At 66.9% G+C, this 25301-nt stretch carries 23 protein-coding genes; 12 read left to right on the forward strand and 11 right to left on the reverse strand.

The genetic code is table 11. The features are described from left to right. The first annotated feature begins 50 nt into the window (after positions 1-50). Together AC24R4_RS04045 and AC24R4_RS04050 are read left to right on the forward strand one after the other, a co-directional pair. Positions 51-575 carry a winged helix-turn-helix transcriptional regulator gene (locus AC24R4_RS04045; protein WP_400397587.1) on the forward strand — a complete coding sequence of 175 codons (525 nt, stop codon included), beginning with the start codon at positions 51-53 and terminating at the stop codon, positions 573-575. Positions 576-609: 34 nt separating this feature from the next. Beyond that, positions 610-1401 (forward strand): helix-turn-helix transcriptional regulator, encoded by a 792-nt coding sequence (locus tag AC24R4_RS04050; protein ID WP_487522293.1) that lies wholly within the window; start codon positions 610-612, stop codon positions 1399-1401. A 12-nt stretch (positions 1402-1413) separates the two neighbouring features. Here AC24R4_RS04050 and AC24R4_RS04055 read toward each other — a convergent pair whose 3' ends face one another. The 5 genes from AC24R4_RS04055 to AC24R4_RS04075 all read right to left on the reverse strand — a co-directional run bounded on the left by AC24R4_RS04055 (position 1414) and on the right by AC24R4_RS04075 (position 4951). Continuing rightward, positions 1414-1944: a RidA family protein gene (locus tag AC24R4_RS04055; RefSeq protein ID WP_487522294.1), complete on the reverse strand. Its 531-nt coding sequence runs from the start codon at positions 1942-1944 to the stop codon at positions 1414-1416. Beyond that, positions 1941-2813: a PhzF family phenazine biosynthesis protein gene (locus tag AC24R4_RS04060; RefSeq protein ID WP_487522295.1), complete on the reverse strand. Its 873-nt coding sequence runs from the start codon at positions 2811-2813 to the stop codon at positions 1941-1943. The genes AC24R4_RS04055 and AC24R4_RS04060 overlap by 4 nt, the downstream gene beginning before the upstream one ends. Further along, positions 2806-3789, reverse strand: coding sequence for a Bug family tripartite tricarboxylate transporter substrate binding protein (locus AC24R4_RS04065; RefSeq protein WP_487522296.1), 984 nt, complete (start codon positions 3787-3789; stop codon positions 2806-2808). The genes AC24R4_RS04060 and AC24R4_RS04065 overlap by 8 nt, the downstream gene beginning before the upstream one ends. Positions 3790-3962: 173 nt before the next feature. Beyond that, a complete protein-coding gene (locus AC24R4_RS04070; RefSeq protein ID WP_487522297.1) occupies positions 3963-4592 on the reverse strand; it encodes an HD domain-containing protein in 630 nt (209 codons plus the stop codon). Next, on the reverse strand, positions 4589-4951 hold the full coding sequence (locus tag AC24R4_RS04075) for a hypothetical protein (protein ID WP_487522298.1): 363 nt from the start codon (positions 4949-4951) through the stop codon (positions 4589-4591). Before AC24R4_RS04075 ends, AC24R4_RS04070 begins: the two co-directional genes overlap by 4 nt. A gap of 180 nt (positions 4952-5131) precedes the next feature. On the opposite strand from AC24R4_RS04075, the gene AC24R4_RS04080 reads away from it, so the two are divergent. The 8 genes from AC24R4_RS04080 to AC24R4_RS04115 all read left to right on the forward strand — a co-directional run bounded on the left by AC24R4_RS04080 (position 5132) and on the right by AC24R4_RS04115 (position 13370). Next, the gene (locus tag AC24R4_RS04080; protein ID WP_487522299.1) at positions 5132-7117 is read left to right on the forward strand and encodes a TonB-dependent receptor plug domain-containing protein; all 1986 of its coding nucleotides are present in this window, start codon (positions 5132-5134) and stop codon (positions 7115-7117) included. 28 nt (positions 7118-7145) lie between these two features. After that, a complete protein-coding gene (locus AC24R4_RS04085) occupies positions 7146-8483 on the forward strand; it encodes an HmuY family protein (protein ID WP_487522300.1) in 1338 nt (445 codons plus the stop codon). 54 nt (positions 8484-8537) lie between these two features. Then, positions 8538-9572, forward strand: a complete 1035-nt coding sequence (locus AC24R4_RS04090; RefSeq protein ID WP_487522301.1) for a hemin-degrading factor — start codon at positions 8538-8540, stop codon at positions 9570-9572. A gap of 19 nt (positions 9573-9591) precedes the next feature. After that, positions 9592-10431, forward strand: coding sequence for a heme/hemin ABC transporter substrate-binding protein (locus AC24R4_RS04095; RefSeq protein WP_487522302.1), 840 nt, complete (start codon positions 9592-9594; stop codon positions 10429-10431). A gap of 41 nt (positions 10432-10472) precedes the next feature. After that, positions 10473-11420 carry a FecCD family ABC transporter permease gene (locus AC24R4_RS04100; RefSeq protein ID WP_487522977.1) on the forward strand — a complete coding sequence of 316 codons (948 nt, stop codon included), beginning with the start codon at positions 10473-10475 and terminating at the stop codon, positions 11418-11420. 1 nt (position 11421) lies between these two features. Next, positions 11422-12207 carry a heme ABC transporter ATP-binding protein gene (locus tag AC24R4_RS04105; protein ID WP_487522303.1) on the forward strand — a complete coding sequence of 262 codons (786 nt, stop codon included), beginning with the start codon at positions 11422-11424 and terminating at the stop codon, positions 12205-12207. Positions 12208-12271: 64 nt separating this feature from the next. Next, the gene (locus AC24R4_RS04110; RefSeq protein WP_487522304.1) at positions 12272-12850 is read left to right on the forward strand and encodes an A24 family peptidase; all 579 of its coding nucleotides are present in this window, start codon (positions 12272-12274) and stop codon (positions 12848-12850) included. A 4-nt stretch (positions 12851-12854) separates the two neighbouring features. Next, positions 12855-13370 carry a hypothetical protein gene (locus AC24R4_RS04115; protein ID WP_487522305.1) on the forward strand — a complete coding sequence of 172 codons (516 nt, stop codon included), beginning with the start codon at positions 12855-12857 and terminating at the stop codon, positions 13368-13370. Positions 13371-13374: 4 nt separating this feature from the next. Here the strand turns inward: AC24R4_RS04115 and AC24R4_RS04120 are convergent, their stop codons facing one another. The 3 genes from AC24R4_RS04120 to argC form a co-directional block, all read right to left on the reverse strand. Beyond that, complete coding sequence (locus AC24R4_RS04120) at positions 13375-14820, reverse strand: sensor histidine kinase (protein ID WP_487522306.1); 1446 nt, start codon at positions 14818-14820, stop codon at positions 13375-13377. After that, on the reverse strand, positions 14807-15475 hold the full coding sequence (locus AC24R4_RS04125) for a response regulator transcription factor (protein ID WP_487522307.1): 669 nt from the start codon (positions 15473-15475) through the stop codon (positions 14807-14809). Before AC24R4_RS04125 ends, AC24R4_RS04120 begins: the two co-directional genes overlap by 14 nt. Before the next feature lie 721 nt (positions 15476-16196). Then, positions 16197-17120 carry an N-acetyl-gamma-glutamyl-phosphate reductase gene (gene argC / locus AC24R4_RS04130; protein WP_487522308.1) on the reverse strand — a complete coding sequence of 308 codons (924 nt, stop codon included), beginning with the start codon at positions 17118-17120 and terminating at the stop codon, positions 16197-16199. 138 nt (positions 17121-17258) lie between these two features. Between argC and AC24R4_RS04135 the strand changes: the two genes are divergently transcribed. Continuing rightward, positions 17259-18143, forward strand: a complete 885-nt coding sequence (locus AC24R4_RS04135; protein ID WP_487522309.1) for a LysR family transcriptional regulator — start codon at positions 17259-17261, stop codon at positions 18141-18143. Between the two features lie 41 nt (positions 18144-18184). Here the strand turns inward: AC24R4_RS04135 and AC24R4_RS04140 are convergent, their stop codons facing one another. After that, a complete protein-coding gene (locus tag AC24R4_RS04140) occupies positions 18185-21982 on the reverse strand; it encodes an autotransporter outer membrane beta-barrel domain-containing protein (RefSeq protein WP_487522310.1) in 3798 nt (1265 codons plus the stop codon). A 429-nt stretch (positions 21983-22411) separates the two neighbouring features. On the opposite strand from AC24R4_RS04140, the gene AC24R4_RS04145 reads away from it, so the two are divergent. Beyond that, entirely contained in the window at positions 22412-23470 is a 1059-nt protein-coding gene (locus AC24R4_RS04145; RefSeq protein WP_487522311.1) for an NAD(P)H-dependent flavin oxidoreductase, read from the forward strand. A 17-nt stretch (positions 23471-23487) separates the two neighbouring features. On the opposite strand, the gene AC24R4_RS04150 is transcribed toward AC24R4_RS04145, so the two are convergent. After that, positions 23488-24333: a DUF3626 domain-containing protein gene (locus tag AC24R4_RS04150; RefSeq protein ID WP_487522312.1), complete on the reverse strand. Its 846-nt coding sequence runs from the start codon at positions 24331-24333 to the stop codon at positions 23488-23490. Positions 24334-24420: 87 nt separating this feature from the next. After that, positions 24421-25176, reverse strand: coding sequence for an SDR family NAD(P)-dependent oxidoreductase (locus tag AC24R4_RS04155; RefSeq protein ID WP_487522313.1), 756 nt, complete (start codon positions 25174-25176; stop codon positions 24421-24423). Positions 25177-25301 lie beyond the last annotated feature (125 nt).

Raw genomic sequence — 25301 nt, forward strand, 5'->3', positions numbered from 1 at the left:
TAGGGCATCTGGTTTTAAAATGCAACCAGATCATTGCGTGCCGAGACCCCATGCCAACCCCTTCGACCCCCGCGACACCCGCGGCGCCCCTGACGCGTACCGCCCCGAAGCCCCCGGAATCCTGCCCGGTCGCCAGGTCTCTCGATGTGGTGGGCGACCGCTGGTCGCTCCTGATCGTGCGCGACGCCTTCGACGGCGTGCGGCGCTTCAGCGATTTCCAGCGCGGCCTGGGCATGGCACGGAATATCCTGGCGGACCGGCTGCACAAGCTGGTGGAGGCCGGCGTGCTGGCATTGCAGGCCGCGTCAGATGGCTCGGCCTACCAGGAGTACGTGCTGACCGCAGCGGGCGAGCGGCTGTTTCCGGTGGTGGTGGCGCTGCGCCAATGGGGCGAGCGGCATCGGTTCGCGGCCGGTGAGCGCCATTCCACGCTGATCGACCGGCGCACCGGCAAACCCGTGCCGCCCATGCAGCCCTTGGCGAAGGACGGCTCCGTCATACGCGCCGCCGATACCGAGGTCCGCAAGCTGAAGCAGGACAAGCAGGACATCGGCGCCGCCCGGACCGGCGTATGATCGCTGGCATCCCCAGGCCGCCGGAATGTCCGCGATGACCGACCGCCCTCATCTGTCTCCCAAACTGCATCTGACCGCCACGCACGGCTTTGCGCTGCATAACAGCCGGCAGCCCGCGTTCCGGCGCGAGTGGCACGAGCATGACTGCGGCATGCTGCTTTGGCCGCGCATGGGCCGGCTCAAGACGGTGTGGGATACCCCCGGCGATGCGCCGGCGGCGGCGCCCGCTACCCCGGCACGGTCACGGCGTGCCGCGACACTGGTGCGCGGTGCCGCGGTGCTGCTACCGGCATCGACGTCCCACCTCACGGCGTCCGAGCATCGGCTGCAGCAGCACGGCGAACTCTATCTGCCCCCCGACCGCATGCCCGCGCTGCGGTATGGCGCGATCCGCCTGGACGGGCCAACGGTCGCCATGCTGGAGGCGCTGCTGGCCCCCAACCTGTCCACCCCGAGCGCTTCATGGCTGGTGCGTGCCATCGTCGAGCAACTGGTGACGAGCCAGCCGCTGGCGCATCCCGAAGCGCCGGCATCGATCGCCCATCGCATGGTGTGGCGCTTCACACAGGCGCTGGAATGCGACCAGCCCCTGCCGTCGATCGATGCGGTGGCCAGCGAACTCGGTGTGGCGATTCGCCAGTTGCAGCGGGCATGCCAGATCGAATTCGGCACCACGCCCGTGGCGATCCGGCGGCGCGTGCTGGCCGCGCATGCCAGGGCGCTGATCGCGACCGGGCACGCGCCCGCCAGTGTCAGCGTGCAGCTGGGCTTTGCCTCCAGCGGCCATCTGCACCGGCTGCTGCGCGAGGTGCCGGCGCCGGCCTAGGCGCGGCGTTCCTCACACGCTGGCCACGATCGCTTCCACTTCGATCTCTGTCCATGCACAGTCGGGCAGACTGGACACGCCCAGCGCGCTGCGGGCCGGCAAGGGCTGATCGGGAAACGCCACGCGCAACACGGCCGAAGCCGCGTCGAGTACCGCCGGATGCCGCGTGAACGTGTCCGCCGCACGGATGAACCCGCGCAGCCGTACCACCTGCACCACGCGCGACAACTCGCCGCCGCCGGCCTGCCGCAGCGCCGCCAGCGCATTCAGCATCGAGACCTGCGCCGCTTCGCGGGCCGGTATCAGGTCGTCGTCGGTGCGGCACAGACCGGCCATGGCCACGCCGTGCCGCCGGCAGACCTGGCCGGAAATCGACACCCATTGCGCATCGCCAACCGGCACCGCGCAATACGGCGCGTAGTGTCCGCGGGGCGCCGATACCTCCGGCAGCACCAACCCCACGGCCGCGAGCCGCGCTTCCGGCGTGCCTGGCGGCGTGTCTGGTGGCGTGTCGGGCGGCGTGCCCGGTGCCTGCGCCGTCATGGCGCGCCCCATGCCGTCTGGCCACTGAGCCAGCAGCCGTCCGCCGCGCCCTGGTCGTCGACGCGCGGCGCCACCAGAATTTCCGATGGACTGCCCATGGCATCGCCTTGCCAGACGGCAATGGATGGCGCGGCGGCCGCGTCCGCCCCGTTGCCCAAGCCGCCTTCGCCGGCCAGGTAGCCCCACAGCGCGGCGGCGGCGATGCCGGTGGCGGCGTCCTCCGGGTAGCCCGACGATTTCGGAAACTGCCGCGCATGCACGATGCGCCGGCCATCCGCCTTCGTCGCGCCCAGCGCGTATGGATAGAGGCCCGTGGAGCCGATCGATTCGCAGAGCGCCTGCATCGTGGCGAAGTCTGGCTGCAGAGCATCGAGCATCGCCACCGACGGCAGCGCCACCAGCGTCTTCACGCGGCTGGTGGCGGCGTTGGTCATCGTCCACGCGCCCACCGGCAAGCGCAACTGCGCGGCCACCCGGGCGCTGTCCTGCGCGCCCAGCGGCTGCGTGCGTACCGCCGGCTGCGAAATCCACGCGCATTGCAGCGTGTCGTCCCATCGGGCGTGCACCACGCCGCTCAAGGTTTCGATCCGCGCGGTGGGCGTGGTCCACTGCCCCCACTGCCGCAGCGCCCATAACGTGCCGACCGTGGCGTGGCCGCACATTTCCATCTCGTGCTGCGGGACGAAGAAGCGGATGCGCCAGTCGCAGCCGATGGCGCTGGGCAATACAAAGGCGGACTCGTGCCCGTGCGAGGCGGCCACCGCCTGCATGGCCGCCGCGTCCATGCCCTGTGCATCGGCAACCAGCGGCACGGGGTTGCCGCCCCGGCCATCGCGCACGAATACGTGGATCAGACTGACTTCACTCACCTGTGGCTCCTACCGATCGTGCAATCGCTCCCCAATAGGGGATGTCCTTCTGTACGGCAGCCTGCAACGCCGCCGGCGTGCCCGGCCGGGCCGTGACGCCCTTGGCGGCAAGGTCTTCCGCCACGGCCTTGTCCCGCAATACCTTGTTCAGTGCGGCATTGAACCGGTCCACCACCGCTGCGGGGGTCCCCTTGGGGAACGCAATGCCGTACCACAGCTGCTGCTCGAAATCGGGCACGCCCTGGCTGGCAAACGTCGGCACATCGGCCAGCAGCGGCGTGGGCGCGGTGGTGGCGATGGCGGTGATCTTGTGCGCCTTGATGTACGGCGCCAGGCCCACCGGGTTGTCGAACATGATCTGCACTTGCCCGCCAATCAGGTCGGTGTAGGCCGGGGACGCGCCGCGATACGGCACGTGCACCAGCGGCACGCCGGCCAGCTTCTGGAACTGCTCCCCCATCAGGTGCGATACGGTGCCCACGCCCACCGAGCCGAAGCTGTGCTGCGTCTTGTCGGCCTTGAGCCTCGCCAGCAACGCCTTGACATCGGTCGACTGCAACGCGTTGTTGACGGCCAGCACGTACGGCGAGGTGCCGATGAACCCGGCATAGCTGAAATCCCTGGCCGGATGGTAGGTCAGCTTGGGATAGATCGCCACGCTGACCGCGTGCGTGCTGGTGGTCACCACGCCGGCGGTGTAGCCATCGGCCGTGGCGCGTGCCACGTAGGCCGAGCCCAGCGTGCCGCCGGCCCCGCTGCGGTTGTCGATCACCACCGGCTGGCCCAGTTCGCGCTGCAGCAGCGGCTGGATCGACCGCACCACCAGGTCGGTGCCGCCGCCCGCCGGGAACGGGACGACGATGACAACGGGCCTGGCGGGCCAGGTTTCGGCCTGCGCGGCCCCGAAACAGAGTCCGGCTACGATGGCCAGCAGTGCGCGGCGCGCCGCGCGGGGCGGATGGGACAGGATTGACACGGGCTTCCTCCTTGTGGATGTGCAGGGAGTCTAGGCACGCGGCGCGCAGGATTCGAACCGGAATGCGACCCGTGCCAATCCGAAATGCGCCGGGCGGTCTGGCCGCCCCGCCCTGACCACAACAAAAAAGGGCACCCTCGCGGATGCCCTTCGATTCAAAGCCGCCCGGGGCCTCAGGGGCTATCGTCCGCGGCCTGCGGGTCGCGGAAATGCGCCCGCACCAGGCTGGCTGCCATTTCCCAGAGCGCCGGGGCGCCGCGCTCGATGGTCGGCCCGTAGCGGGCGACGACCTGCGCCTCGTCGAGCCCGGGCGCAATCCACGTGCCGCCGCCGGTGGCGACGTTATGAAGCAGCGGCTGAAAGCGGTCCAGCGACTTGGCAAACTTCGCGTCGTCCGTTTCGGCTGCCTCGAATTCCGCCCACAGCCGGCGAAACTCGGCGGCCTGCGCTGCCGGCAGCAACGAAAAGATCCGCTCCGCCGCCCGCTGCTCCCGTTCGGCCTGATCGGCCTGATCGGCCTGGTCGGCCTGGGCGGCCTGCATCGACGGACCATGAAGCGGCGTGTCGCCGGCATCGATCTCCACGATATCGTGGAGCAGCAGCATCTTGACGACGCGCACCACATCGACCGGCGCCGCGGCATGCTCCGACAGCACCAGCGCGTACATGGCAAGGTGCCACGAATGTTCGGCACTGTTCTCGCGGCGCGACTGGTCGATCAGCGGCGACATGCGCACCACGCTCTTCAGCCGGTCGATCTCCCGCAGAAATGCCAGCTGACGTTCAAGATCGGAGAGGTTCACGGCGCTGTTTCGTCCGGCTCGTCTTCCAGCAGATGCCCGTAGGCATCGATCTCCTTCTGGGTCCGCGCCTCGCTGGCGGCAATCTTGTCGGCGGTGATCTCGCCGTCCACGAACTCGACCGACACCCGGCGCACGCGCGAATCCTTGTCGACGATGCCCTGCAGCACCTTGTCGAACAGCTTTTCTCCGGCCTTGAGGCCTAGCGCCTGCGGCACCAGCACCTTGACCAGCAGGATCTCGTTGTCGTCCGAGCCCCTGGCCACATCGGCGATGGCTGTCCTGAGGTAGCCCTTCAGTTTCAGCACACTGAGGTTGCCGGGAACCGCCACGTGCGATACCCGAATCCGTTTCTTGTCCATACGCTACTGCCCGGCTGTGATGTCAACGCGCCGAATATAACGCACGGACGCCCCACCCCCGGCGCCCGCCGCGACCGGGCGCTTCATTAAGCATTCTTAACGGAAGATGCATACGAGAATCATTATCATTTGAGGCTCGTTTGTCATGACCGGATCGGTAGACCGCCGGTTCCGCCCCGAATGCGTCTGAAAACCCTTGCCCTCGTTGCCGGCACCCTCCTTTGCGCAGCGCCGCACGTGCGCGCCCAGCAGACCGGTTCCGGCGATCCCCTGCCAACGGTGGTTGTCACGGGCACCCGGAGCGAAAAGACGCTGGACGAGACCCCGATCCGTACCGAGGTGGTGGACCGCCAGGAAATCGAGCGCACCCATGCGCGCACGCTCAGGGACGCGCTGGAAAACGTGCCCGGCCTGCAACTGCGCGAGATCCACGGCAAGTCGGGCTATGAAGTCACGCTGCAGGGCATGACCAGCGACCAGGTGCTGATCCTGATCGACGGGCTGCCCATCTCGGCCAGTACCGGGTCCACCGTCGATGTCTCGCAATACCTGCTGACCGAGGTGGACCGTGTCGAGGTGGTCAAGGGTGCCAGTTCGGCCCAGTACGGCAGTTCGGCGATGGGCGGTGTCATCAACGTGATCACGCGCCCGATCGCCAAGGGGTTCTCGGGTGCCGTCACGGCCGACGCCGGCAGCTATGGCGCGCAGAATGCCGATGGCTCGCCCGGCGCCCTGCACGGCAACATCCGGCTCGAGGGCGGCACCGGGCAGGTCCGGGCGCGCATCAGCGCCGATGCGCTGGACAACAAGGGTTTTGCTGTCGATCCGGACGGCTGGACGCGTCACGGCGACAAGATCCGGCGTGAACAGTACGCAGGGCGCCTGGAATGGCTGCCCGCCCAGGCCGGCAACTTCTGGTTCGACGCCAGCGCCTACCGCGAGACCGACGAGCAACGGTATCAGTACTACGCGCCGCCCCGCTACGTGCCGCAGCGCAAGACCGAGGACATCGACCGCAACCGATACACCTACGGCGGCCAATGGCGCTTCGACAACGGCGTGCGGGCGCGGCTGGCCGGCGTGCATGAAACCTACGACAGCACGTCGCGCGAATACTCGAACGGCGCCCAGACCTCCATCCGTAACGCCGCCCAGCAGACCGACCATGTTTCGGCCCAGTTCGACCTGCCGGCCTGGTATCGCCAGCTGTGGCAGTTCGGCGGCGACTTCCATCGCGAAACCCTCGACCAGTCGGTCAATGGCACTTCGGAACTGGCGGGCACCGGCAGCGCCGAGCGCCAGGCGGGCGAGCTCTACCTGCAGAACGACATCGTATTCAACGACACGTGGGAGATGGTGGTCGGCCTGCGCGGCCAGCACGATTCCGACTTCGGGAGCCACTTCGCGCCCAAGGTGGGCGTGCGCGCCAACCTGCTGTCGAACGACACGTGGAAAGGCGTGCTGCGCGCCAACTACGGCCAGGGCTACCGGGTGCCGAACCTCAAGGAACGCCATTACCTGTTCGACCACAGCTCGCTGGGCTACATCGTGCTGGGCAATCCGAACCTGAAGCCGGAATCGTCGAACAGCTTCCAGCTGGGCGGCCAGCTGAGCTGGCGCGACCGCGTGACCGTCGACGCCAACCTGTTCTACAACCGCGTGACGGACCTGATCCAGACCGACATGACCAACTTCACCATGGTCAACGGCATCGCGGTCTACACGTACCGCAACGTGGCGCGCGCCAGGACGCAGGGCGTCGAGACATCGCTGCGCTGGCGTGCCACCAACCAGCTGAACCTGACCACGGCCTACACGTTCACCGATACCGAGGACCTCGATACCGGCCTCGAACTGACCCGCCGGCCGCGCCACATGGGCCGTGTGGGCGCCGACTGGCGTGTCCTGCCGGCGACGGAACTGTCGGCCCGTGCGCGCTTCCAGAGCAGCGAACTGACCGACTCGGCCACCGGCGCCCGCTCGCCGGGCTGGGGCACGCTCGACCTGGTGCTGAACCAGAAGATCGGCCGCAACGTGACCGCTTTCGCCGGCGTGAACAACCTGTTCGATCGCCAGCGCGATTTTGCAAATGCCAGTGACTTCGGGCCCGTGGCGGGGCGCTTTATCTATCTGGGCGCGCGGTTCAACGTCGACGTCGCCCGCTAACGAGACATCAAACGGGGAAGCACAGATCATGATCCACGACACGCTTGCACTGCATCGCCGCCCGCTGGGCGTCATCGGCGCGGCCGCGCTGGCACTGATGCTGGCCGCCTGCGGCGGCGGCGACGGCGATAGCGGCGGCGGCGCCACAACCGGCGGCACCAGCGGCGGCAGCACGGGGGGCGGCACCACGACCCCGCCCGCGTCCACCTCGGCATTCACGCAGACGGCCGACTGGACGTTCGCATTGCCGGCCGCCGGCAATTCCCTGTGCTACGACTTCAACACCAAGGCCGAAACGGCCTGTACCGGCACCGCGTGGGACCTGAAGGTCAAGACCGAAGCCGGCGGCCTCACGGCAAAGCTGTGGACCAACAGCGGCACCAGCGGCACCGGCAACGGCGGCGCGTTCGGCAGCCCGTTCGACCACACCTGGACCACGCTGGCGACCTGGAAGAACGCAACCATCGATCCGGTCAATGGCGCCCTGCCCGCCACGGTATTCTTGAAGGACTCGGCCAGCGGCGTGTTCGCCAGCACCGCCAACGACATCGGCTCGGCCGCATTCGAATACGGTGTGACCGGCGCGGCGACCGATCACCTGCTGTACCCGACCTTCCGTACCTTCGTGATCACGACCAACAGCGCGCTGGCCGACACCACGGGCACCGCCGCGGCGCCGGTATTCGCCCTGCAGGTGACTGGCTACTACGGTGGCGCGGGCGGCACGACGTCCGGCTATCCGAGCTTCCGCTTCGTGGATCGCAGCGCGCCGGGCACGGTCTACACCGCCTCGGTCAACGCATCGGCCGACTGGGTCTACTACGACCTGGTCAACCGGGCCGTCACCACCGCCTCGGGCCCCTGGCATATCGCGTTCAACCGCTACAACGTCAAGCTGAACGGCGGCGAATCGGGCACGGGCACGGTGGCGGGCTTCGTGGGCAAGACGCCGGCCGGCTTCTATGACGCATCGAACAAGCCGGTGGCATCGGCATTCACCAGCACCACCAACGTGAGCACGACGCTGGCCGATCTCACCGCGGCCGACATGCGCCTGCCCACGGCCGCCGCGCAGTGGGTCAAGGATTCGACGGCGTCGGTGCTGAACCCGGCCTACACGGGCGCGTACCCGAATCCGATGAATTTCGGCTGGTATTCGTACTTCCCGACCGCCGCGGCGGCCGCCGCCAACGGCCTGCCGGCGGTGGCGCACCTGATCAGCGCCAACCCCGACGCTGGCGGCCTGATCCGCGGCGGCGAAGGCGGCACGTATGCGCGTTTCCACCTGACGAAGATCGCCTACGCCGATCCGAACGCGAACAGCAGCCAGCAAACGTGGACGATCCACTTCGACGTCCAGCCCTGAGCCCCGACTGACTGAACGAGCGACTAACCGCGACCCCTCACGACACACATGGACATGGAACAACAAGGCATCGAGACGCTGCGCCAGCGCCATCAGGCATTGGCGGACGCCCACCCGAAACTGCGCATGCGCGACCGCGCCCAGCGCCTTGGCGCCAGCGAGGCCGAACTGGTGGCGGCCGGATGCGGCGTGGACGTGCGACAGCTTGGCGGCACGGCGCAGCAGCTGTTCCGTGATCTCGGCACGCTCGGCCCGGTAATGGCCCTGTCGCGCAACGACCATGCCGTTCACGAACGGCATGGCCAGTACCAGGGCATCGAGGCGGACGGCCCCGTCGGCATCGTGCTCGGGCCGGATATCGACCTGCGCATGTTCTTCGGCAACTGGCGGTACTTCTACGCCGTGACGGAGCATGGCCGCGACAGCCTGCAGTTTTTCGACCGGGCCGGCGAAGCGGTACACAAGGTCTACCGCACCGACGCCACCGATGCCGCGGCATGGCAAGCATATGTGGATCGCCATGCCGTGGCGACGGTGACGCCGGTCCTGCCCGAGCCCGTTGCGCCAGTGACCGAGTCCGAGGCGCCTGCCGACGCCGATGCCATGCGTGCCCACTGGCGGGGGCTCCAGGACACGCATGACTTCTTTGCCATGCTGCGGCAGTTCAAGGTGTCGCGCCTCGGCGCCCTGCGCACGGCCGGCAACGACCTGGCGCAGCAGGTGGGCAACACGGCCGTCGAAACCGTGCTCGGCCGCGCCGCCGAATCGGCGCTGTCCGTGATGTGCTTTGTCGGCAACCGGGGCATCGTGCAGATCCATACCGGCCCGGTGCACAAGCTGGTGCGCACCGGCCCCTGGTTCAACGTACTTGACGAAGCCTTCAACCTGCACCTGAACACCGAGGCCGTGGCGTCGAGCTGGGTCGTCAACAAGCCCACGGTCGATGGCTGGGTGACGTCGCTGGAACTGTACGGCGCCGGTGGCGAGCTGATCGTCCAGTTCTTTGGCGAGCGCAAGCCGGGCAAGCCGGAACTGGGCGCGTGGCGCGCGCTGCTGCAATCGCTCTGCCCGACGGCACTGGCCGCCTGACCGCTTTGCCGGAGTTGACATGAAACTGCTGCGCTCTGCGCTGTTGCCCCTGCTGTGCGCGGCAGGCCTGGCCCATGCCGCACCGCCGGCCCGCGTGGTCGGCCTGGGCGGCGCGATCACCGAGATCATCTACGCGCTGGACGCGGAAAAGACGCTCGTCGGCGCCGATTCGTCCAGCATCTACCCCGCTGCCGCGCTGAAGCTGCCCAAGGTGGGCTACTACCGCGCGGTGTCGGTCGAAGGGCTCGCCAGCCTGAGGCCCGACCTTGTGCTGGCCGCCGACCAGGCGGGTCCGCCCCAGGCGCTGGAACAGATCCGCAAGCTCGGCAGCAAGGTGGTGACGCTGCCGTCGGTGCCCACCCTGGCGGCGCTGGACCAGCGCATTCTCGGCACCGCCACGGCGCTGGAAATGCCGGAGCGCGGCCGCGCGCTGGTTGACCGCCTGCACGCCGATCTGCGGGCCATCCGCGCGGTCAGCCAGCCGGTGCGCGTGCTGATCGTCAGCAGCCATACCGGCAAGATGCAGGGGATGGGCACCGCGACTGCCGGTGACGCCATGCTCGCGCTGGCGGGCGGCACCAACGTGCTGGCTGGCCAGACCGGGTTCAAGCCGTTTTCGGCCGAGGCGGCCGCGGCCTTGAAGCCGGACGTGATCGTCACCACGACGATGTCGGTCGGTGCCAGCGGCAGCGCCGACGCGTTCCTGGCGCAGCCGGGCCTCAATGCGACACCAGCCGCCCGCAACCGGCGCATCGTCGTCATGGACGATCTCCTGCTGCTGGGCTTCGGGCCCCGCCTGCCAGAGGCGCTTCGGCTGTTGCAGGCGGGGCTTGCTGCCCCGCAAACGGCGGCCCGCTGATGCGCGCCCACCGACTGGCCATCTTCACCACGCTGTGCGTCATGCTGGTGCTGGCCGCCCTCTGGACAGCTTCCAGCGGCGCGCTGTCGATCCCGCACCAACGTCTGCTGCCATTGCTGTGGTCGGCCGCTGGTGACGGCGACGACGCCATGTGGCGCAACGTGCTGATCGAAGTGCGGCTGCCACGTATCGTGCTGGCCATCACGGTAGGCGCCGCGCTAGCGCTCTCGGGTGCGGTCATGCAGGCGTTGTTTCGCAATCCGCTGGCCGAGCCGGGCCTGATCGGCATTTCGCTGGGCGGTGCGGCCGGCGCGGTGGCGGCCATCGTGCTGGGCGCCGAAGGACTGGCCGGCATCGCGCCCGCCGCGTTCCTCGGCAGCCTTGCGGCAACGTCGTTTGCCTACCGGCTCGGCGCGCGGCGCGGGGGCATGGCCAGCCTGCTGCTGGCGGGCATCGCGATCAACGCCATCTGCGCGGCCATCGTCGGCTTCTTCACGTATCAGGCCAGTGACGTGCAGCTTCGCAACCTCACGTTCTGGAACATGGGTAGTCTTGCCGGCGCCACGTGGCCCTTGCTGGCGTGGCTGGTCCCGCTGGTGGCTGTGCTGTGCGCGCTGCTGCTGCGTGACTGGCGCGCCATGAATGCGCTGCTGCTGGGCGAGCGCGAGGCCCTGCACCTGGGCTTCGATCTCAAGCGGCTGCGCCGCCGGCTGATCGTGCTGACCGCTCTGCTGGTGGGTCCCATCGTCGCCGTCACCGGCACGATCTCGTTCGTTGGGCTTGTCGTGCCGCACCTGGTGCGCATGCCGCTTGGTGCGGACCACCGCTGGCTGCTGCCGAACACGCTGGCCGGCGGCGCCATTGCCATGACACTGGCGGACTGGCTGTCCCGCATGGTGGTGATCCCGGCCGAGTTGCCGATCGGCATCGTTACAAGCCTTGCGGGCGGGCCCTTCCTGCTCTGGATGCTGACGCGAAAGGGGGCATGACATGCTGGTCGCCCGGAATCTGCAGTGCAACCGCGGGCGCCGACAGGTGCTCTCCGGTATCGATCTGAGTCTGCGCCCTGGCGAAGTGCTCGGCATTCTCGGCGCAAACGGCGCGGGCAAAAGCACGCTGCTGGGTGCGCTTGCCGGCGAGATCGCCGTCCCGGCGTCGGCTGTCGCGCTCAACGGGCGTGACATGGCGCACTGGCCTGCGCACGCCCTGGCGCGCATGCGCGCGGTACTGCCGCAGTCGCCGGGGCTGAACTTCGATCTGGACGTGACCGAAGTGGTCGCCATGGGCGGCTATCCGTTCCCCGAGTTGGACCGGCGGGCGCTGGACGCACTGATACGCCGCGCGCTCGGGCTGGCCGATGTGGCACACCTGGCCGGCCGCGATTACCAGCGCCTGTCTGGCGGCGAACAACAGCGCGTGCAGTTTGCCCGTACCCTGGTGCAGACGCTGGCCTGCCGGGCAGCCGACAGCTATCGGGCCCTGCTGCTCGACGAGCCGATTTCGAGCCTGGACCCGCGCCACCAGCTACTGCTGCTCGACAGCGTCAGAACACTGAGCCGCACCGATGGCCTGGCCGTGCTCGTGGTATTGCACGACGTCAACCTCGCGGCTCGCTGGTGCGACCGCTTGCTGCTGCTGGCCGATGGCCGGACCGTCGCCTGCGGCGATCCCGCCGAAGTGCTGACGGAAACCAATCTGGCGCGCGTCTATGGCATCCCCGCCAGGGTGATGCCGTCGCCGGTGCACGCGGGCGTGCCATGCGTTGTCTTCGGATGACGGGGTCCCAAAACGCACCGGGTGCGTCATTCCCCATGCCGACTTCGCGCCCGCGTGCCTGCGTATGACCCACTGCCTGCAGCAGATTCTGCAAGGCGCGCTGGCGCACACGCCGGGCCCGCTGACGTTCGCGGCGCTGGTACTTCCGCCCGTGCTGCTCTGGATTGCCGTGTCCGACCTGCTGTACCGCCGTATTGCGAACGCGCTGGTGCTGGCGCTGCTGGCCGTGTGGCTGGTTCACCTTGCGTGGATGGGCTTGCCCGGGGGGCAGTCGCCCGCCTGGCCGGAGATCGCCCGCGGCGGCGCGGCGGCAGCGGTCGTGCTGGTGGTGGGCTACGGCCTGTTTTCCATGCGATGGGCGGGTGCGGGCGACGTGAAGCTGATGGCGGTACTGTGCCTTTGGCTGGGCCGTGAAGTCGCCATGTTCCTGCTGGTCACCTCGCTGGCGGGCGGCCTGCTGGCGCTGTTCATGCCGATCCTGCACCGGCTGGAACTGCTGGCCGCACGGTGCGTCGCGCACCTTGGCGCGTGCCTGCCCCGGGCGCTACCGACGCCGATGGCGCTGCAAGGCCATTCGTCGCCCGGCATTCCATATGGATGCGCGATGGCCGCCGGCGCGGCGTTCGTATTGCTCAGGCACTGACGTCATGCACCGGACCCGCCCGCCCTCGCCCCTGGCCGCGCGCGGGGCGCTTGCCATCGAAGCCGCGTTCGCGCTGCCCGTCATCATTGCCGGCACGATGATGTTCATGGAGCTGGGCAACATCGGGCTGACCATCGCCCTGGGCAACACGGCGCTGGACCATGCGATCCGGCGGATGCATGCCGAGGCGGTGGACGCACCCGACCCTGCGAGCATGGCGCAGCGCGTGCGTCTTGGCATGGCTGCGGCGTCGCATCGCTTCCTCGACGACAGCCATATCGCCACGGTGGCCGTCGAACGGTTTACCTCGCTCGATGCGATGGGCGCGGGTAGCGCCGCCAGCGCCGGGCGCACCACCAGCCGTACCGTGCCGGCGTGGCGCGTCACCGTCGAAATCCGCAAGGACTTCATTACCCCGCTGCCGCGCCTGCTGGGCACGGGAGGGACCGCGTTCCGCTACCAGTACCAGCAGTGGCTCGACAGCCTGCCCGCGCAGGCCAGCCACATGAAGCAGGATTGACGCGTCATCGGCAGCGCAGCGCGCCCTTGAGCCCCGTCCTGTCGCTCCACTGGCGGCGGTCCAGCAGCAACACGGCCAGAAGCCCCTCGGGAAGGTTCTCTTCGAGCGAAAGGCGGGCGCCATGCAGCCTGGCGATGGCATTGACCAGGGCCAGGCCGAGCCCGCTGCCCGATGGCGCGGCGCCGCCCGATGTCCGGCCTGAGGTTGCGGCCAGGCGCCGGAACCGCTCCACCGCCTGGCCGCGCAGGTCTGCCGGAATGCCGGGGCCGTGGTCGGCCACGCCCAGCGCCATGCCGTCGCCACGGCGGCGCGCCAGCAGCACCAGCGTCTTGCCCTCCGGCGCATACTTGATGGCGTTTTCGATCAGGTTCGACAACGCCTGGAACAGCAGCGCGCGGTCGCCGTACAGCTCGCGTCCCGGCTCGGCTTCGATGCGCAGCGCCATGCCGGACATCGACACCAGCGGCGCATAGTATTCGGCCAGATCGTCCAGCAGCCCGCGCACCTCGAACCATTCGAACGCGTGCTCGCAACGTCCGGCTTCCACTTCGCCGATACGAAGCACCGCGCGGACCATGCGCTGGATGCGCTCGCCTTCTTCCAGCGCGCCCAGCACGTCGTTGCGCATGGGGTCATCGACTTTCTCCGCCAGGTTGGCCAGCCGGTTGTGCATGCGCGTCAGCGGCGTGCGCAGTTCATGGGCCAGATGGCTGCTCACGCTCTTGACCTCTTCCATAAGACGGTTCACGCGATCGAGCACATGGTTGATGTCCTGGCCCAGCAGGTCGAATTCATCGCCATCGCGCCGGCAGGGCACCGTCGCGTCGCGTTCGCCGGTCACGTAGCGGCGCAATGCGCTGCGGATACGATCCACCCGGCGCATGCTTTGCACGCTGGAATAGAGCCCGATGGCCAGGCTCGACAGCAGCACCGCGAAGAGCCCCGCGCCGGCTACCAGCGGAATCACGCGCAGCCGTTCACGCATTGGCAGGATGTCGTAGCCGCTGAAGAACACGCCGCCGTCGGCCAGCGGCACCTGCACGCCGAACAGCTGGGCAAGTTGCGCACTGGTATCGCCCACCGTGATATTGCGCCACTGCAAGTCGCAAGGTGGCTCGCATTGCAGCGCCGCCCTGACCTTGGCATCGCCGAACAGCAACCTGCCCGATGGCGCCAGGACCAGCGACTTGCTGCCTTCGCGTTCGCGGCTGTCTTCCTGGTTCAGCGCCACGGCCAGCTGGCTGGCGTCGGCAAAGTGATGCCTGTGTTCCTGGGCACGCACATCGGCCAGCACCATGTCGCGCACGTGGCTGTGCAGCAGCACGTCGATCTGATGCGCGCTCAGCAGCACCGATCCGATGGCGACCAGCAGGAAGAGGAACGCCACCAGCGAGGCATGGCGGAAGGTCCTGGTCTCCAGCAGATGGGCAACGCGCTCAGCCCAGGACATAGCCGACCGCGCGCACCGTACGCAGCAGCGATCGCGGGAAATTGCGGTCGATCTTGCTGCGCAGCTTCGAAACGTGAACGTCGATCAGGTTTGTCTGTGGATCGAACTGGTAACCCCAGACCTTTTCCAGCAGCATCGCACGCGTGACCGTGCGGCCGACGTGGGTGGCCAGCACCTGGAGCAGTGCGAACTCCTTCTCGGTGAGATCAATCGGCTGGCCGCCCCGCGACACGCGGCGCTCGCGCCAGTCGATGCAGAGGTCTTCAAGGCGCGTGATCCAGTCTGCGCCGTTCGGCAGCGCACGCCACTTGGCCAGCCCTTCCAGCCGCAGCAACAGTTCAGTGAAGTCGAAGGGCTTGCCGAGGTAATCGCCGGCGCCGGCACGCAGGCCTTCCACGCGGTCGCTGGGCTGGTCCACGGCGGACAGCACCATGACGGGGGGTTGCGGATGATCGGCCAACGCACGCAGTACGCCGATGCCATCGATGCCGGGCAGCATCCGGTCCAGCAGGACGGCGTCGAAGGCTTCGTCCCGGATCAGTTCGAGCGCGTGTTCCCCGGTGTCTGTCAGGCGGCAGGCATGCCCCTGCTGTTGCAGCCTGGTGCCGAGCCAATGCCTCACCCGCGGATCGTCCTCCACGATCAGAACACGCATGACAGTCCTCCCCCTTGCCCAAGTTCACCCGCCCGTCGACCCTGCTTTCCTCCGGACCTGTTGTCATGGCCCGGTTTCGGCATGATTCTACATGAGACGCATTCTCATTTGGAGGGGAAATTTGCCGGAGGGCCGTCCCCCGGACATCGACAGGTTCAAGCCCGAAACATCGGCTGGCACCTCAAGTTTCCGGCCCGCCTGCCGTAAGCGTCCGTACTACCATTGCTCCGTGGAAGCGCCCGTCGCGACCTGGAAATGGGCTACCGGCCGGGCGACCGGCGCGATCGCGCCAGCGTCAGGCGGTGCGACAACAGGAAGATGTGGAGTCGATATGCTGAGATTTTTGACGATTATCTTGCTCTCGACATTGGGTTCGTCTGCGGCGAATGCCGCGCCGGATATGGGCAGTCGGCCCCAGATTCTGAGTACCGAACGCGGCATCAGCGATGGCCGGCGTGATGCGACGGTGTTGCATACACCACCGCTCCCGCGGACCGGCGTCATGGCGACCCAGCCGAACGCCTCCACGTACGACCAGCAGGTCAATGGATCCGCCCCGTACCCGTATATCGTCGCGCCATATATTCAGATACCCGGCAATACGCCGTACCCGCCGCCCCCGCGTCCTGTACCGCACGGTCGATAAATCGCGACAAACCCGGGGGAGTCCAATGTCCCTTCCCGGGGCGGGAAGGGACATTCGGCGGCCTGGCACCCAGGGCTACGCGAGCATCAGGTCGAGGTTCTGAATCGCGGCGCCGGAAGCGCCTTTTCCAAGATTGTCGAACACCGCAGACAGTAGGACCTGCCCGTGCGCCTTGCTGGGAAATACGCTCAGACGCAGGTCATTCGTCCCGTTGAGCGCCTGCGGGTCCAGATGCTTCACATCGCTCGACACTTGCAGCGGCAAGACATGGACATGCTCCGCCCCGGCATAGTGGCGCGCGAGGCAGTCCTGTAACGTCGCACCATCCACCCCCGGCGCCAGCCACCGCAGCGCCAGCGGCACCGTCAGCACGATGCCCTGCCGGAACGCGCCATAGGCAGGCATGAAAATGGGTGGCTGGCTGAGCCCGGCATGTTGCTGGATCTCTGGCGTGTGCTTGTGCGCGAGTTCCAGGCCATATACCTGGTAGGCCGGCGCGCTGGCGGCGGCCTGCCCCTCATATTCCTCCACGCCGGTGCGTCCGCGTCCGGAGTAGCCCGATACCGCATGAATGCTGATGGGGTAGTCGTCCGGTATCAGCCCGGCCTGCACCAATGGATGCAGCAGGCCAATCGCACCGGTCGGGTAGCAACCGGGGTTGGTGACCCGGCGTGCCTTTGCAATGCGCTCGGCCTGGCCCGGTGTCATCTCTGGAAATCCGTAGGTCCAGTCCGGCTGCGTACGGTGGGCGGAGCTTGCGTCGATGACGCGAACGGCGGGATTGACAATGGTGGCCACTGCCTCCCGCGCGGCGGCGTCCGGCAAGCAGAGGATGGCGATGTCGCAGGCGTTGATGGCTTCTGCGCGACGCCGCAAGTCCTTGCGCTCCGCGGCCGCCAGCGTCATCAGCCGGATATCGGTCCGGTGACGCAGGCGTTCGTGGATCAGCAGTCCGGTGGTGCCTTGGTCGCCATCGATGAAAACAACGGGAGAGCTCATACGTGAAATGCTCCGCAAACTTTGGAGGGGAAGAAGCAGGACGAAGAGAAAGCGCCCCTATGTTCGGCGGACCGCTACAATATGAAAAGTTGAATTTCATAACGTGAACATTCAGTTTTCCTGAATCTGGACGCCGACATGCGAGAGATCAGCCTGGACCGCCTGCGCACTCTGGTCGCCATTGCCGACCGCGGCTCGTTTGCCGATGCGGCGCGCGCATTGCATCTGGCGCCGCCAACGGTCAGCCTCCATATCGCCGAACTGGAAAACCGCATTGGGGCACCCCTGCTGTCCCGCAAGCGCGGACATGTCAGGCCGTCGGCGATCGGAGAGGCGCTGATAGAGCGCGCGCGCCGGCTCCTGGCCGATGCGGAGCGGGCCTTGGACGATATTCAACGCCAGGTGCAGGGCCTTGAAGGGCGCGTGCGGATCGGGGCCTCGACCGGCGCCATCGCGCATCTGTTGCCGCAGGCGCTCGAGGTCTTGCGCCAGCAGCATCCCGCCATCGACATTCAGGTTGCAGTGCTGACTTCGCATGAAACGCTGTCCCGGCTGGCGGATGGGACGTTGGACATCGGGCTCGTTGCCCTGCCCCAGCCACCCGTGGCCGGGCTCGTCATCAAGCCCTGGCGGCGCGATCCCGTGATGGCCTTCGTGCCGGCGCACTGGGAGTGCCCGGTCCACGTCACGCCAGAATGGCTCGCTGCCCAACCGCTCATTCTCAATGACGCGACCACGCGTCTTTCACGCCTGACGGCCGAGTGGTTCGCGACGTCCGGGCATCAGCCTGCGCCTCGCATCGAGCTTAACTTCAACGATGCGATCAAGAGTCTGGTCGCGGCCGGCTATGGCGCCGCGCTGCTGCCCCATGAGGCGACAGCGCCGGCGCCCGACCCACGCATTGTCATGCGTCCGCTGCGGCCGGCATTGTGGCGGCGGCTCGGCATCGCGCATCGTGCCGGGCACGTCGAGCGATCCACGCAACATGTCCTGGATCTGTTGCGCGATCTGCGACTGGCGTAGGCGCTTCGGGCCTGGCAACGTCGCCCGACCCGCGCCATCCGCTAGAACAGATAGCGCAGGCCAGCGTTGAAGAGCCATCCCTGGACACCGGCGGAGCCAAGGGCGTGCTGATACGACACGCGACCGTAGAGCGACATCTTCGCGGTAGGCATGCCGTTCACGCCGAGCGACAGTTGATACGCATCGCCCAGCTTCCCCGATTCGAACCGCATGTCGCTCACCTGCACGTTGGCGCCGCCGGTGAACGCGTGCAGCAGGTCGAAGCCAAAGTACGGTGTCAGGCGACCGGCAGAGACCGTCATCGGTTTGGTAAGGCGCACACCGGCCCGGCCGACGACCTGGTTCTGCGAGCCGATATTGACCTCCAGGTTGTCGGCGTCGATCGTGTTGCTGAACCCCACGTGCTGCCCGATCAACTGCAGTTGCGGCTCCAGGTTCATGCCGTAGGGCATGGCAAACGGGAAGCCGCCTTCGATAGAGGCCGCAAACACGCTACCGTTCATCGAACTGGTCCGGCCTCGCGCGTCGGTGCTCACATCGCCATCGAACCATCCGCCTGACACGATGCCGTCAACGTACCACCCGTTGTGGCTCTGGTAGGTGCCATAGCCGTTGATGCGGTAGATCGTGGCCCGCGTCCGGCTGGCGCCATCGATGGCGATCGGCGAGAACTTGAGCCACCCGACAGACCCGGCAACACCGAAGCGCCAGATGCCGTTGTCGCGCTCTTCCTTGAACAGGTTTCCACCGAGCTGGATGGCCGCATAGTCGCCCGTGGCGTTGTAGCCGAACTGCTGGAACGGAACGTTCGTCGCATACCTGAAGTTCCCGCCGTAGGCCCGGAAGAACATCTCGCCTGGCCCCTTGTCGCGTGCAAGGTCGCGGTCGTCGCGCACCTCGCCAAGGCGCCGGTGCAGATTGTCCAGGTCGACAATGCCGGCATGCAGAAAGGACGCGGCGGCACTGAGATAGGACGCCACCTGCGGCGCCACTTCCGGGCGGGCATCGGCGGGCAGCACTTCGTTCGGGCTTGGCGTGACAGGCCCGTCGGGCTCGACGTAGGCGCTTTGCAGCCGGTAATCCCAGTAGCCAGAGGCATTGCCCACCAGCGCCCCGCCCGGGTCCGCCGCGCCGCCTTCCGCGCCGGGCCCGTAGGCAAACAGCCGGTAGGCGACCGGAGAGTTCGCGGCGGTGACGTAGCCGCCGGGCAGCGAGAAGGTGGTCGGCGACGCCGTGCCCGCTACCTGCACCACGGAAATCCCCTCTCTCGCATCGACGATGCCATTGGGCGAAGTCACGGACCCCGGGCTCGTTGCGACGGGCTTGATATGGAGGGATGTGGTCCCGCCGGCATTCCCCGCGATCAACAACCGGTCTGTGAACTGCTGGGACAGCGTGCCGCCGGCATCGAGGAAGGTATTGAGGGCAACAACGCCATCGTTGCCCACGTAGTCCCCCGTCACCGACACCGTGCGGTACGCGCTGCCGGGGATAGGGCTCGCGGCAAGCGTGCGCAGGCGGCCAAGGGGCAGGCCGGCTGCCGCCTGCACATCGATCAGGCTGTTGTCGTTCGCGAGGGCGGTGACCACGGAATTGCCGGTGACGTTCCACCGGCTGCCGTTTGCAAGGTTCAGCGTGGACTGGCTGCCGGTTTCGGTCAGCGCAGAGCCGGTCAGCGTCGAAGCGTTGGCATTGAGGGTGGCGATGCCAGGCGTGGACGCAGCACCGTTCGCCAGGCTTTGCACCTGGAACGCCACCGGCCCACTCATGACAGAGTGGTTGGCTGCGATCGTCGCTCTCCCGCCCAGCACCCGAATGGCTGCGCCCGCGTCCGACAAGACCGAACTGCTGTTGAGCGTGACCGCCTCGGTCCCGCCCAATGGTTCCGTGAGCGGAGTAGCCGGCGCCATGACTGCCAGGACCCCGGGCGTGCCATCGTCGTTCACCGGGGCGATGGGCGCCGTTCCCACCGTGCCGCTTGCGACCGCGCTGGCCGCAGCGGCGTCCGTCACGCCGAACATGTAAAGCCCTGCGGCATTCGCGCCTTGCGCATGCAGGGTGGCGTTCGTCGCAGTGAGGCGGCCGCCGGCGCCGATGACTGCCGCATTCGCGCCTGCACCGCCGGTCGTCACGACGACGCCGGTACCCTGGGCATTCGCACGCAGGTCCAATGCGGCGTTGGTGATATAGAGCCCATGCGCGCTGGCGGCGGTTCCTGTATCGATCCGCCCGCCCGCAAGGCTCACTGTGCTCTGCTGCCAGGCATAGAGGCCGATCCCGCCGCCCGTGGTCGCGATATCGAAGTCGCTTCCGGTGTACGGGTTGGTGCCGCCCTCGAAGACCGCGCCATGCGCATTGGCGCCCGACGTTCGCACGGTCAGGCCCGCGATGTCGGCCGACGGGACGCCAATCACGCGAATCCCATAGCCGCCCTGCCCCGTCGTATTGATCGCCAGGTTGCGCGCCTTCAGCGTGCCGCCGGTGTAGGCATAGACGCCGTAGTTGTTCGTGGCCGACGTGTTCACCGTGACATCGGTCAGGTCGAGGTTCGACCCGGCGGACTGCACGCCGCGTGTCGCGCCACCGCCGGCAGTGAAGGTCGTGCCGCTGGCGGTCAACGTCGCACCGTCCTGGAGAAAGGCCGCATAGAGGCCACCCGACACAGCCCCGCGCGTAAGGCTTGCCGACGTTCCCAATGCCCAAAGGCCTACGCCCAGCGCACTGGAGATCGTCGTGTCCGTGGCCGCGAACGTCGCACCGGCGGCCACATAGGCACCGTGGGCGCTTGTCCCGGCAGTCACAATCGATCCACCGGTCATCGCCAGGGACGAGCCCGCGCCGGTGAGATACGCTGCCGTCGCACCGACGCCCTGGGTACCGAAATCGCTCTGGTTGGCCACGGCCCGGGCAGCCCCGCTGACGTATATGCCGCGCGCGTTATCGCCCGTTGTGCCGACCGTCGCGCTGTTCAGCGTGGCCGTCGTACCGTTGTAGATCCACAAGCCGTGCGCCGTGCCGCCGATCGTTGATATCCTGCCGCCGGCGACGGAAAGATTCGACGCACCCGCCTGGATACCGTACGCGCCGGCGCCCTCTGTGTTCACGCTTGTGCCATTTAACGTCGCCACGGAGGTATCGACGTAAATGCCGCGCGCGCTGTCGAGCTGCGTGTTGATCGAGCCCCCGGTGGTGTCGATCGTCGAATTGTCCGTGGCGAAGACGCCGAACGCGCCAGCCCCGGTTGCCGTCACGCTAGTGTCGATGAGCGTGGCGACCGCCCGATTCCACAAACGGATACCATGGCCGTTCGCGCCAGTGGCGACGAGCGTCGAATCCCTTACGGTGGCGTTGGCAAACACGCCATAGCCGCGTATCGCATTGGCGTCCGTCCCATCGGCGGACATGTACATCCGTGCGCCCACAAATGTGGAAGGCCCCGTCTCCCCCGGGATGTAAATGCCATGCACGGTCTGCCCGTGCCCCATCGCATAGGTAAGACGCGAGGGGTCAGAGGTGCTGCCAAGGACGGTGAGCGTGCCATTTGCCACGTACAAGGCATCGTTTGGCGCCCCCGACCGATAGTCCGACTGGATGATGACATTCCCCGGCTGGGTTCCGAGGTCAGGATTGATCGTCGCCGAGCCCCCACCGGCAACCGAGACGCCGGCCCCGCCGGCACCGAATGGATACGTGCCCGTCGGATAGATGCTCGTGCTGCCCTGGATGATCCCGTGGGTCCCGAAAAACTGGAAGGCAACGTTGTAGTCGCCCGGCCCATAGGTGCCGGACGGGGTGACGTAGGTCTGCGCCTGGGCACAGCCGGCATAGACGAGGCCCATGACGACCTGCGCCAAACAGGTCAGACGATGCCTTCTCGCGCGCGGATGACCACACGTGGACTTGGGCTTGCTTCGCGCCACCGTCATATCGTCATCTTTTCGGGCCGATCCCTAGCCATGCGGGGAATCGCCACCAGGCCCAGGCCGTGGCTGCCCGAATCCCTGACGGACCCGGATACCCGCATAGACCGACGCCGGCCCTGGGCCGGTGACTGGCCCGTCTATGATCTGACAAATTAGCAAAAATGCAATTTAGTAATTTTTTCGAGTTACTTGTCGTATTTCTTTGCTTGCGGGTTTCGCCTGATGCCGAGACGGCCGATCGCCATCGGGTCCATTGCCTTTGCGCACTACAATGAGCAGCCCCGCGTCTGGGAACACGAGGGCAAATCCACCCGGAAAGATCCAAACCATGTTGCAGACGAGACAATGACGCTCCCTTCCCGCATTCCTCTTATCCAGGCGCCGATGGTCGGTTCTCTGAGCCCTCTCACGATTGCGGTCAGCGAAGCGGGCGGCTTGGGCTCCCTTGCTTGTGCCGCGCTCAATCCTGCGCAACTACGCGAGCAGATCGCGCTCATTCGCGCGGAAACGTCGGCGCCGTTTAACGTCAATTTCTTCTGCCACGCTTCGCCGGACCTGGATGAAGAGCGGGAAGCGAAATGGCTCGAATTGCTCGCGCCCTATTACAGGGAAGTGGGTCTCGATCTGTCGGCCGCCCAAAGAGGGCCGGGCAGAGCGCCCTTCGATGCGTCGATGTGCGAGGTCATCGAAGAATGCCGTCCCCCTGTCATCAGCTTCCATTTCGGACTCCCCGACGAGCGCATGCTTGCCCGCACAAGGGCTACCGGTGCGATGATCCTGTCATCTGCGACGACGGTCGAAGAGGCGCGCTGGCTTGAAAGTCGCGGTGTTGACGCCATCATCGCGCAGGGCGCAGAGGCCGGCGGCCATCGAGGCATGTTCCTGACCAGCGATATCCATGCGCAGCCCGGGCTATTTGCGCTGCTACCGCAGATCGTGGATGCGGTAAGCGTGCCGGTTATTGCAGCGGGTGCGATTGCCGACGGAAGAGGTATTGCGGCAGCCTTTGCGCTGGGGGCGAGTGCTGTGCAATTGGGCACGGCCTACTTGATGACGCCTCAGGCCGGCAGGTCCGGCATTCACCGCGCCGCCTTGCGCACTGCACGTGACGACATGACGCGCCTGACCAATCTTTACACGGGCCGGCCGGCACGTGGATTGATGACGCGCTTCATGCGCGAGCAAGGGCCGATGAATGCAGCGGCCCCAACGTTCCCCCTGGCAACCGGTGCGGTCGATCCGCTTCGCTTCGCGTACGAAAAAGGCGGACACAACGATTTTTCGATTCTCTGGGCGGGCGAAGCCGCAGCCATGGCGCGCGAGGAGGACGCGGGACTTCTCACGCAACGCCTCTGGGAGGACGCGCAACAATGCGCCGCCGGTCTTCGTTTGCACGGCGGGTGAGATAGCGGAACAGTGGCTTACCGGTGATTGCAGTTCCCGAAACGGGCCAGGCAATGCCACACCTGCTTGAGCATCTGCGAATCGTGCTGGCCGACGCGCGCGGCCTCGCCGATCCGCATCGGTGTCAGCCCGTCATCGCCTGCAAGCCACGCAGCAAGTTCAGCGACAGCTCGGCCGCGGTATTCGTGCTGTTGGCGCAGCAAATCGGCTTCTGCGCGAAAGCCGGCGTGCCATTCGACACGACAGGGCAATGCATGCGCAAGCGCCTCGACTTCCGTATTCCGGAATGATGGGTCGAGTACGATGGCGTCCACGTCGCTCGCGATGTGCACCCCGCCATGAACATGCGCCTCGATGTAATGGTCAAGCGGATCGCCCTGCCCCGCCACGGCAGCCAGACGTTCTACAAGGGCGAAGCGGTCCACCACGCCGAAGTGACTCGGCCCATAGACACTGTCCGGGTGGCAAAACGTCGTGCGAGCCAGCACGCCGGAAGCCAGTCGCAGATGCGCCGAGCCGAAGCGTGGCGCTGCACCGGCTGGCGCATGAGCCAGATTCAGCGCGCCATAGCGCGGCCGGTCGGAAGGTGATGCCGAGTCATAGGCCTGTCCGAAGATCCGGCTTTCCCATTGCCACCGATCGCCACCCGGGTAGGCGGTCAGCCCGCCATTGCTGGTACCGGTTTCGAATTGAGACCGGTACACGCCATCTTCGGCCATCACCGCCAGCAGCGGCCTCCCCCGAAACATCCGATCCGGGTGGAAGTTCAGCGTTACGCGCCAGCCCGGATCGACCGGCTGGCCTGCAGATCTCGCGGCAATGTAGGCCCAAGCACGGGCGGCTGGAGTTCGGGCGGATGACATGGTGGCGCGCAAGTTTCACGGAGACACTTGGCCAATTTTACCGGCAGCGAGCAATCGGCTGCTGGACGCCGAAGTCTAGCCCGCCGCTCAGATTCCCTGTCCGCCAGACACTTCAATCCGCTGTGCATTGACCCAGCAGTTGTCCTCCGACAGCAGGCTGGCGATCATCGGACCCACGTCTTCGGCCACGCCGACGCGCCCCAACGCCGTCATCCCGGCGAAGAACTGGTTGAATGCCGGCGTGTCGCGCACCGCGCCGCCGAAGAAGTCCGTTTCAATCGCACCCGGCGCTACGGCGTTGACCGTGATCCTGCGCGGGCCAAGCTCTTTGGCCATGTAGACGGTGAGCACTTCCACGGCGCCCTTGACCGCTGCGTAGGCGGACCACCCTTCGGCAGATACACGCGTCAGCCCCGTCGAGAGATTGACAATGCGACCGCCATCTGCAAGCAGCGGCAGCATCGTCTGCGTGAGAAAGAACACCCCCTTGAAATGCACATTGACGAGCATGTCGAACGCGGCCTCGCGCATCTCGGCGATCGGCGCTACGTCGCCATGTCCCGCGTTGTTGACAAGGTGGTCGAAGCTGTCCCGCTGCCAGGTATGACGCAGCACGGATCTCAGCCGTTCAGCGAAGCCGGGGAAAGTGGCGATCTCGCCGGCGTCGAGTTGCAGCGCCACCGCCTTGCGGCCCAGCTCCCGGATCTCCGTGACGACCGCGCTTGCCTCCGCTTCGCGGCTTTGGTAGGTGAGGATGACGTCGCCGCCCTTGCGGGCGATCGACAGGGCGGTGTTGCGACCGAGGCCGCGGCTGGCGCCGGTGACGAGAGAGATCGTGGTCATGCGTACACTCCTTGGCGTGTGAGGGAAACCGGTGTCCATTCTGTTGTCTGGCACGCCTGAATCCCTTGCCTGAATCTCTTTCTTCCTTGCCTTTTTCTCCAAACGTGGTGTCCCAGTTCGTGGGA

This window comes from Cupriavidus sp. CER-90, assembly GCF_057652055.1.

Coding starts and splice junctions, on each gene's coding strand:
- AC24R4_RS04085 (WP_487522300.1), top strand. CDS start 7,146: ATGATCCACGACACGCTTGCACTGCATCGCCGCCCGCTGGGCGTCATC.
- AC24R4_RS04150 (WP_487522312.1), bottom strand. CDS start 24,333: ATGTCATCCGCCCGAACTCCAGCCGCCCGTGCTTGGGCCTACATTGCC.
- AC24R4_RS04055 (WP_487522294.1), bottom strand. CDS start 1,944: ATGACGGCGCAGGCACCGGGCACGCCGCCCGACACGCCACCAGACACG.
- AC24R4_RS04135 (WP_487522309.1), top strand. CDS start 17,259: ATGCGAGAGATCAGCCTGGACCGCCTGCGCACTCTGGTCGCCATTGCC.
- AC24R4_RS04080 (WP_487522299.1), top strand. CDS start 5,132: ATGCGTCTGAAAACCCTTGCCCTCGTTGCCGGCACCCTCCTTTGCGCA.
- AC24R4_RS04095 (WP_487522302.1), top strand. CDS start 9,592: ATGAAACTGCTGCGCTCTGCGCTGTTGCCCCTGCTGTGCGCGGCAGGC.
- AC24R4_RS04075 (WP_487522298.1), bottom strand. CDS start 4,951: ATGGACAAGAAACGGATTCGGGTATCGCACGTGGCGGTTCCCGGCAAC.
- AC24R4_RS04115 (WP_487522305.1), top strand. CDS start 12,855: ATGCACCGGACCCGCCCGCCCTCGCCCCTGGCCGCGCGCGGGGCGCTT.
- AC24R4_RS04110 (WP_487522304.1), top strand. CDS start 12,272: ATGACCCACTGCCTGCAGCAGATTCTGCAAGGCGCGCTGGCGCACACG.
- AC24R4_RS04100 (WP_487522977.1), top strand. CDS start 10,473: ATGCTGGTGCTGGCCGCCCTCTGGACAGCTTCCAGCGGCGCGCTGTCG.
- AC24R4_RS04145 (WP_487522311.1), top strand. CDS start 22,412: ATGACGCTCCCTTCCCGCATTCCTCTTATCCAGGCGCCGATGGTCGGT.
- AC24R4_RS04140 (WP_487522310.1), bottom strand. CDS start 21,982: ATGGGCCTCGTCTATGCCGGCTGTGCCCAGGCGCAGACCTACGTCACC.
- AC24R4_RS04105 (WP_487522303.1), top strand. CDS start 11,422: ATGCTGGTCGCCCGGAATCTGCAGTGCAACCGCGGGCGCCGACAGGTG.
- AC24R4_RS04155 (WP_487522313.1), bottom strand. CDS start 25,176: ATGACCACGATCTCTCTCGTCACCGGCGCCAGCCGCGGCCTCGGTCGC.
- AC24R4_RS04050 (WP_487522293.1), top strand. CDS start 610: ATGACCGACCGCCCTCATCTGTCTCCCAAACTGCATCTGACCGCCACG.
- argC (WP_487522308.1), bottom strand. CDS start 17,120: ATGAGCTCTCCCGTTGTTTTCATCGATGGCGACCAAGGCACCACCGGA.
- AC24R4_RS04045 (WP_400397587.1), top strand. CDS start 51: ATGCCAACCCCTTCGACCCCCGCGACACCCGCGGCGCCCCTGACGCGT.
- AC24R4_RS04125 (WP_487522307.1), bottom strand. CDS start 15,475: ATGCGTGTTCTGATCGTGGAGGACGATCCGCGGGTGAGGCATTGGCTC.
- AC24R4_RS04090 (WP_487522301.1), top strand. CDS start 8,538: ATGGAACAACAAGGCATCGAGACGCTGCGCCAGCGCCATCAGGCATTG.
- AC24R4_RS04120 (WP_487522306.1), bottom strand. CDS start 14,820: ATGTCCTGGGCTGAGCGCGTTGCCCATCTGCTGGAGACCAGGACCTTC.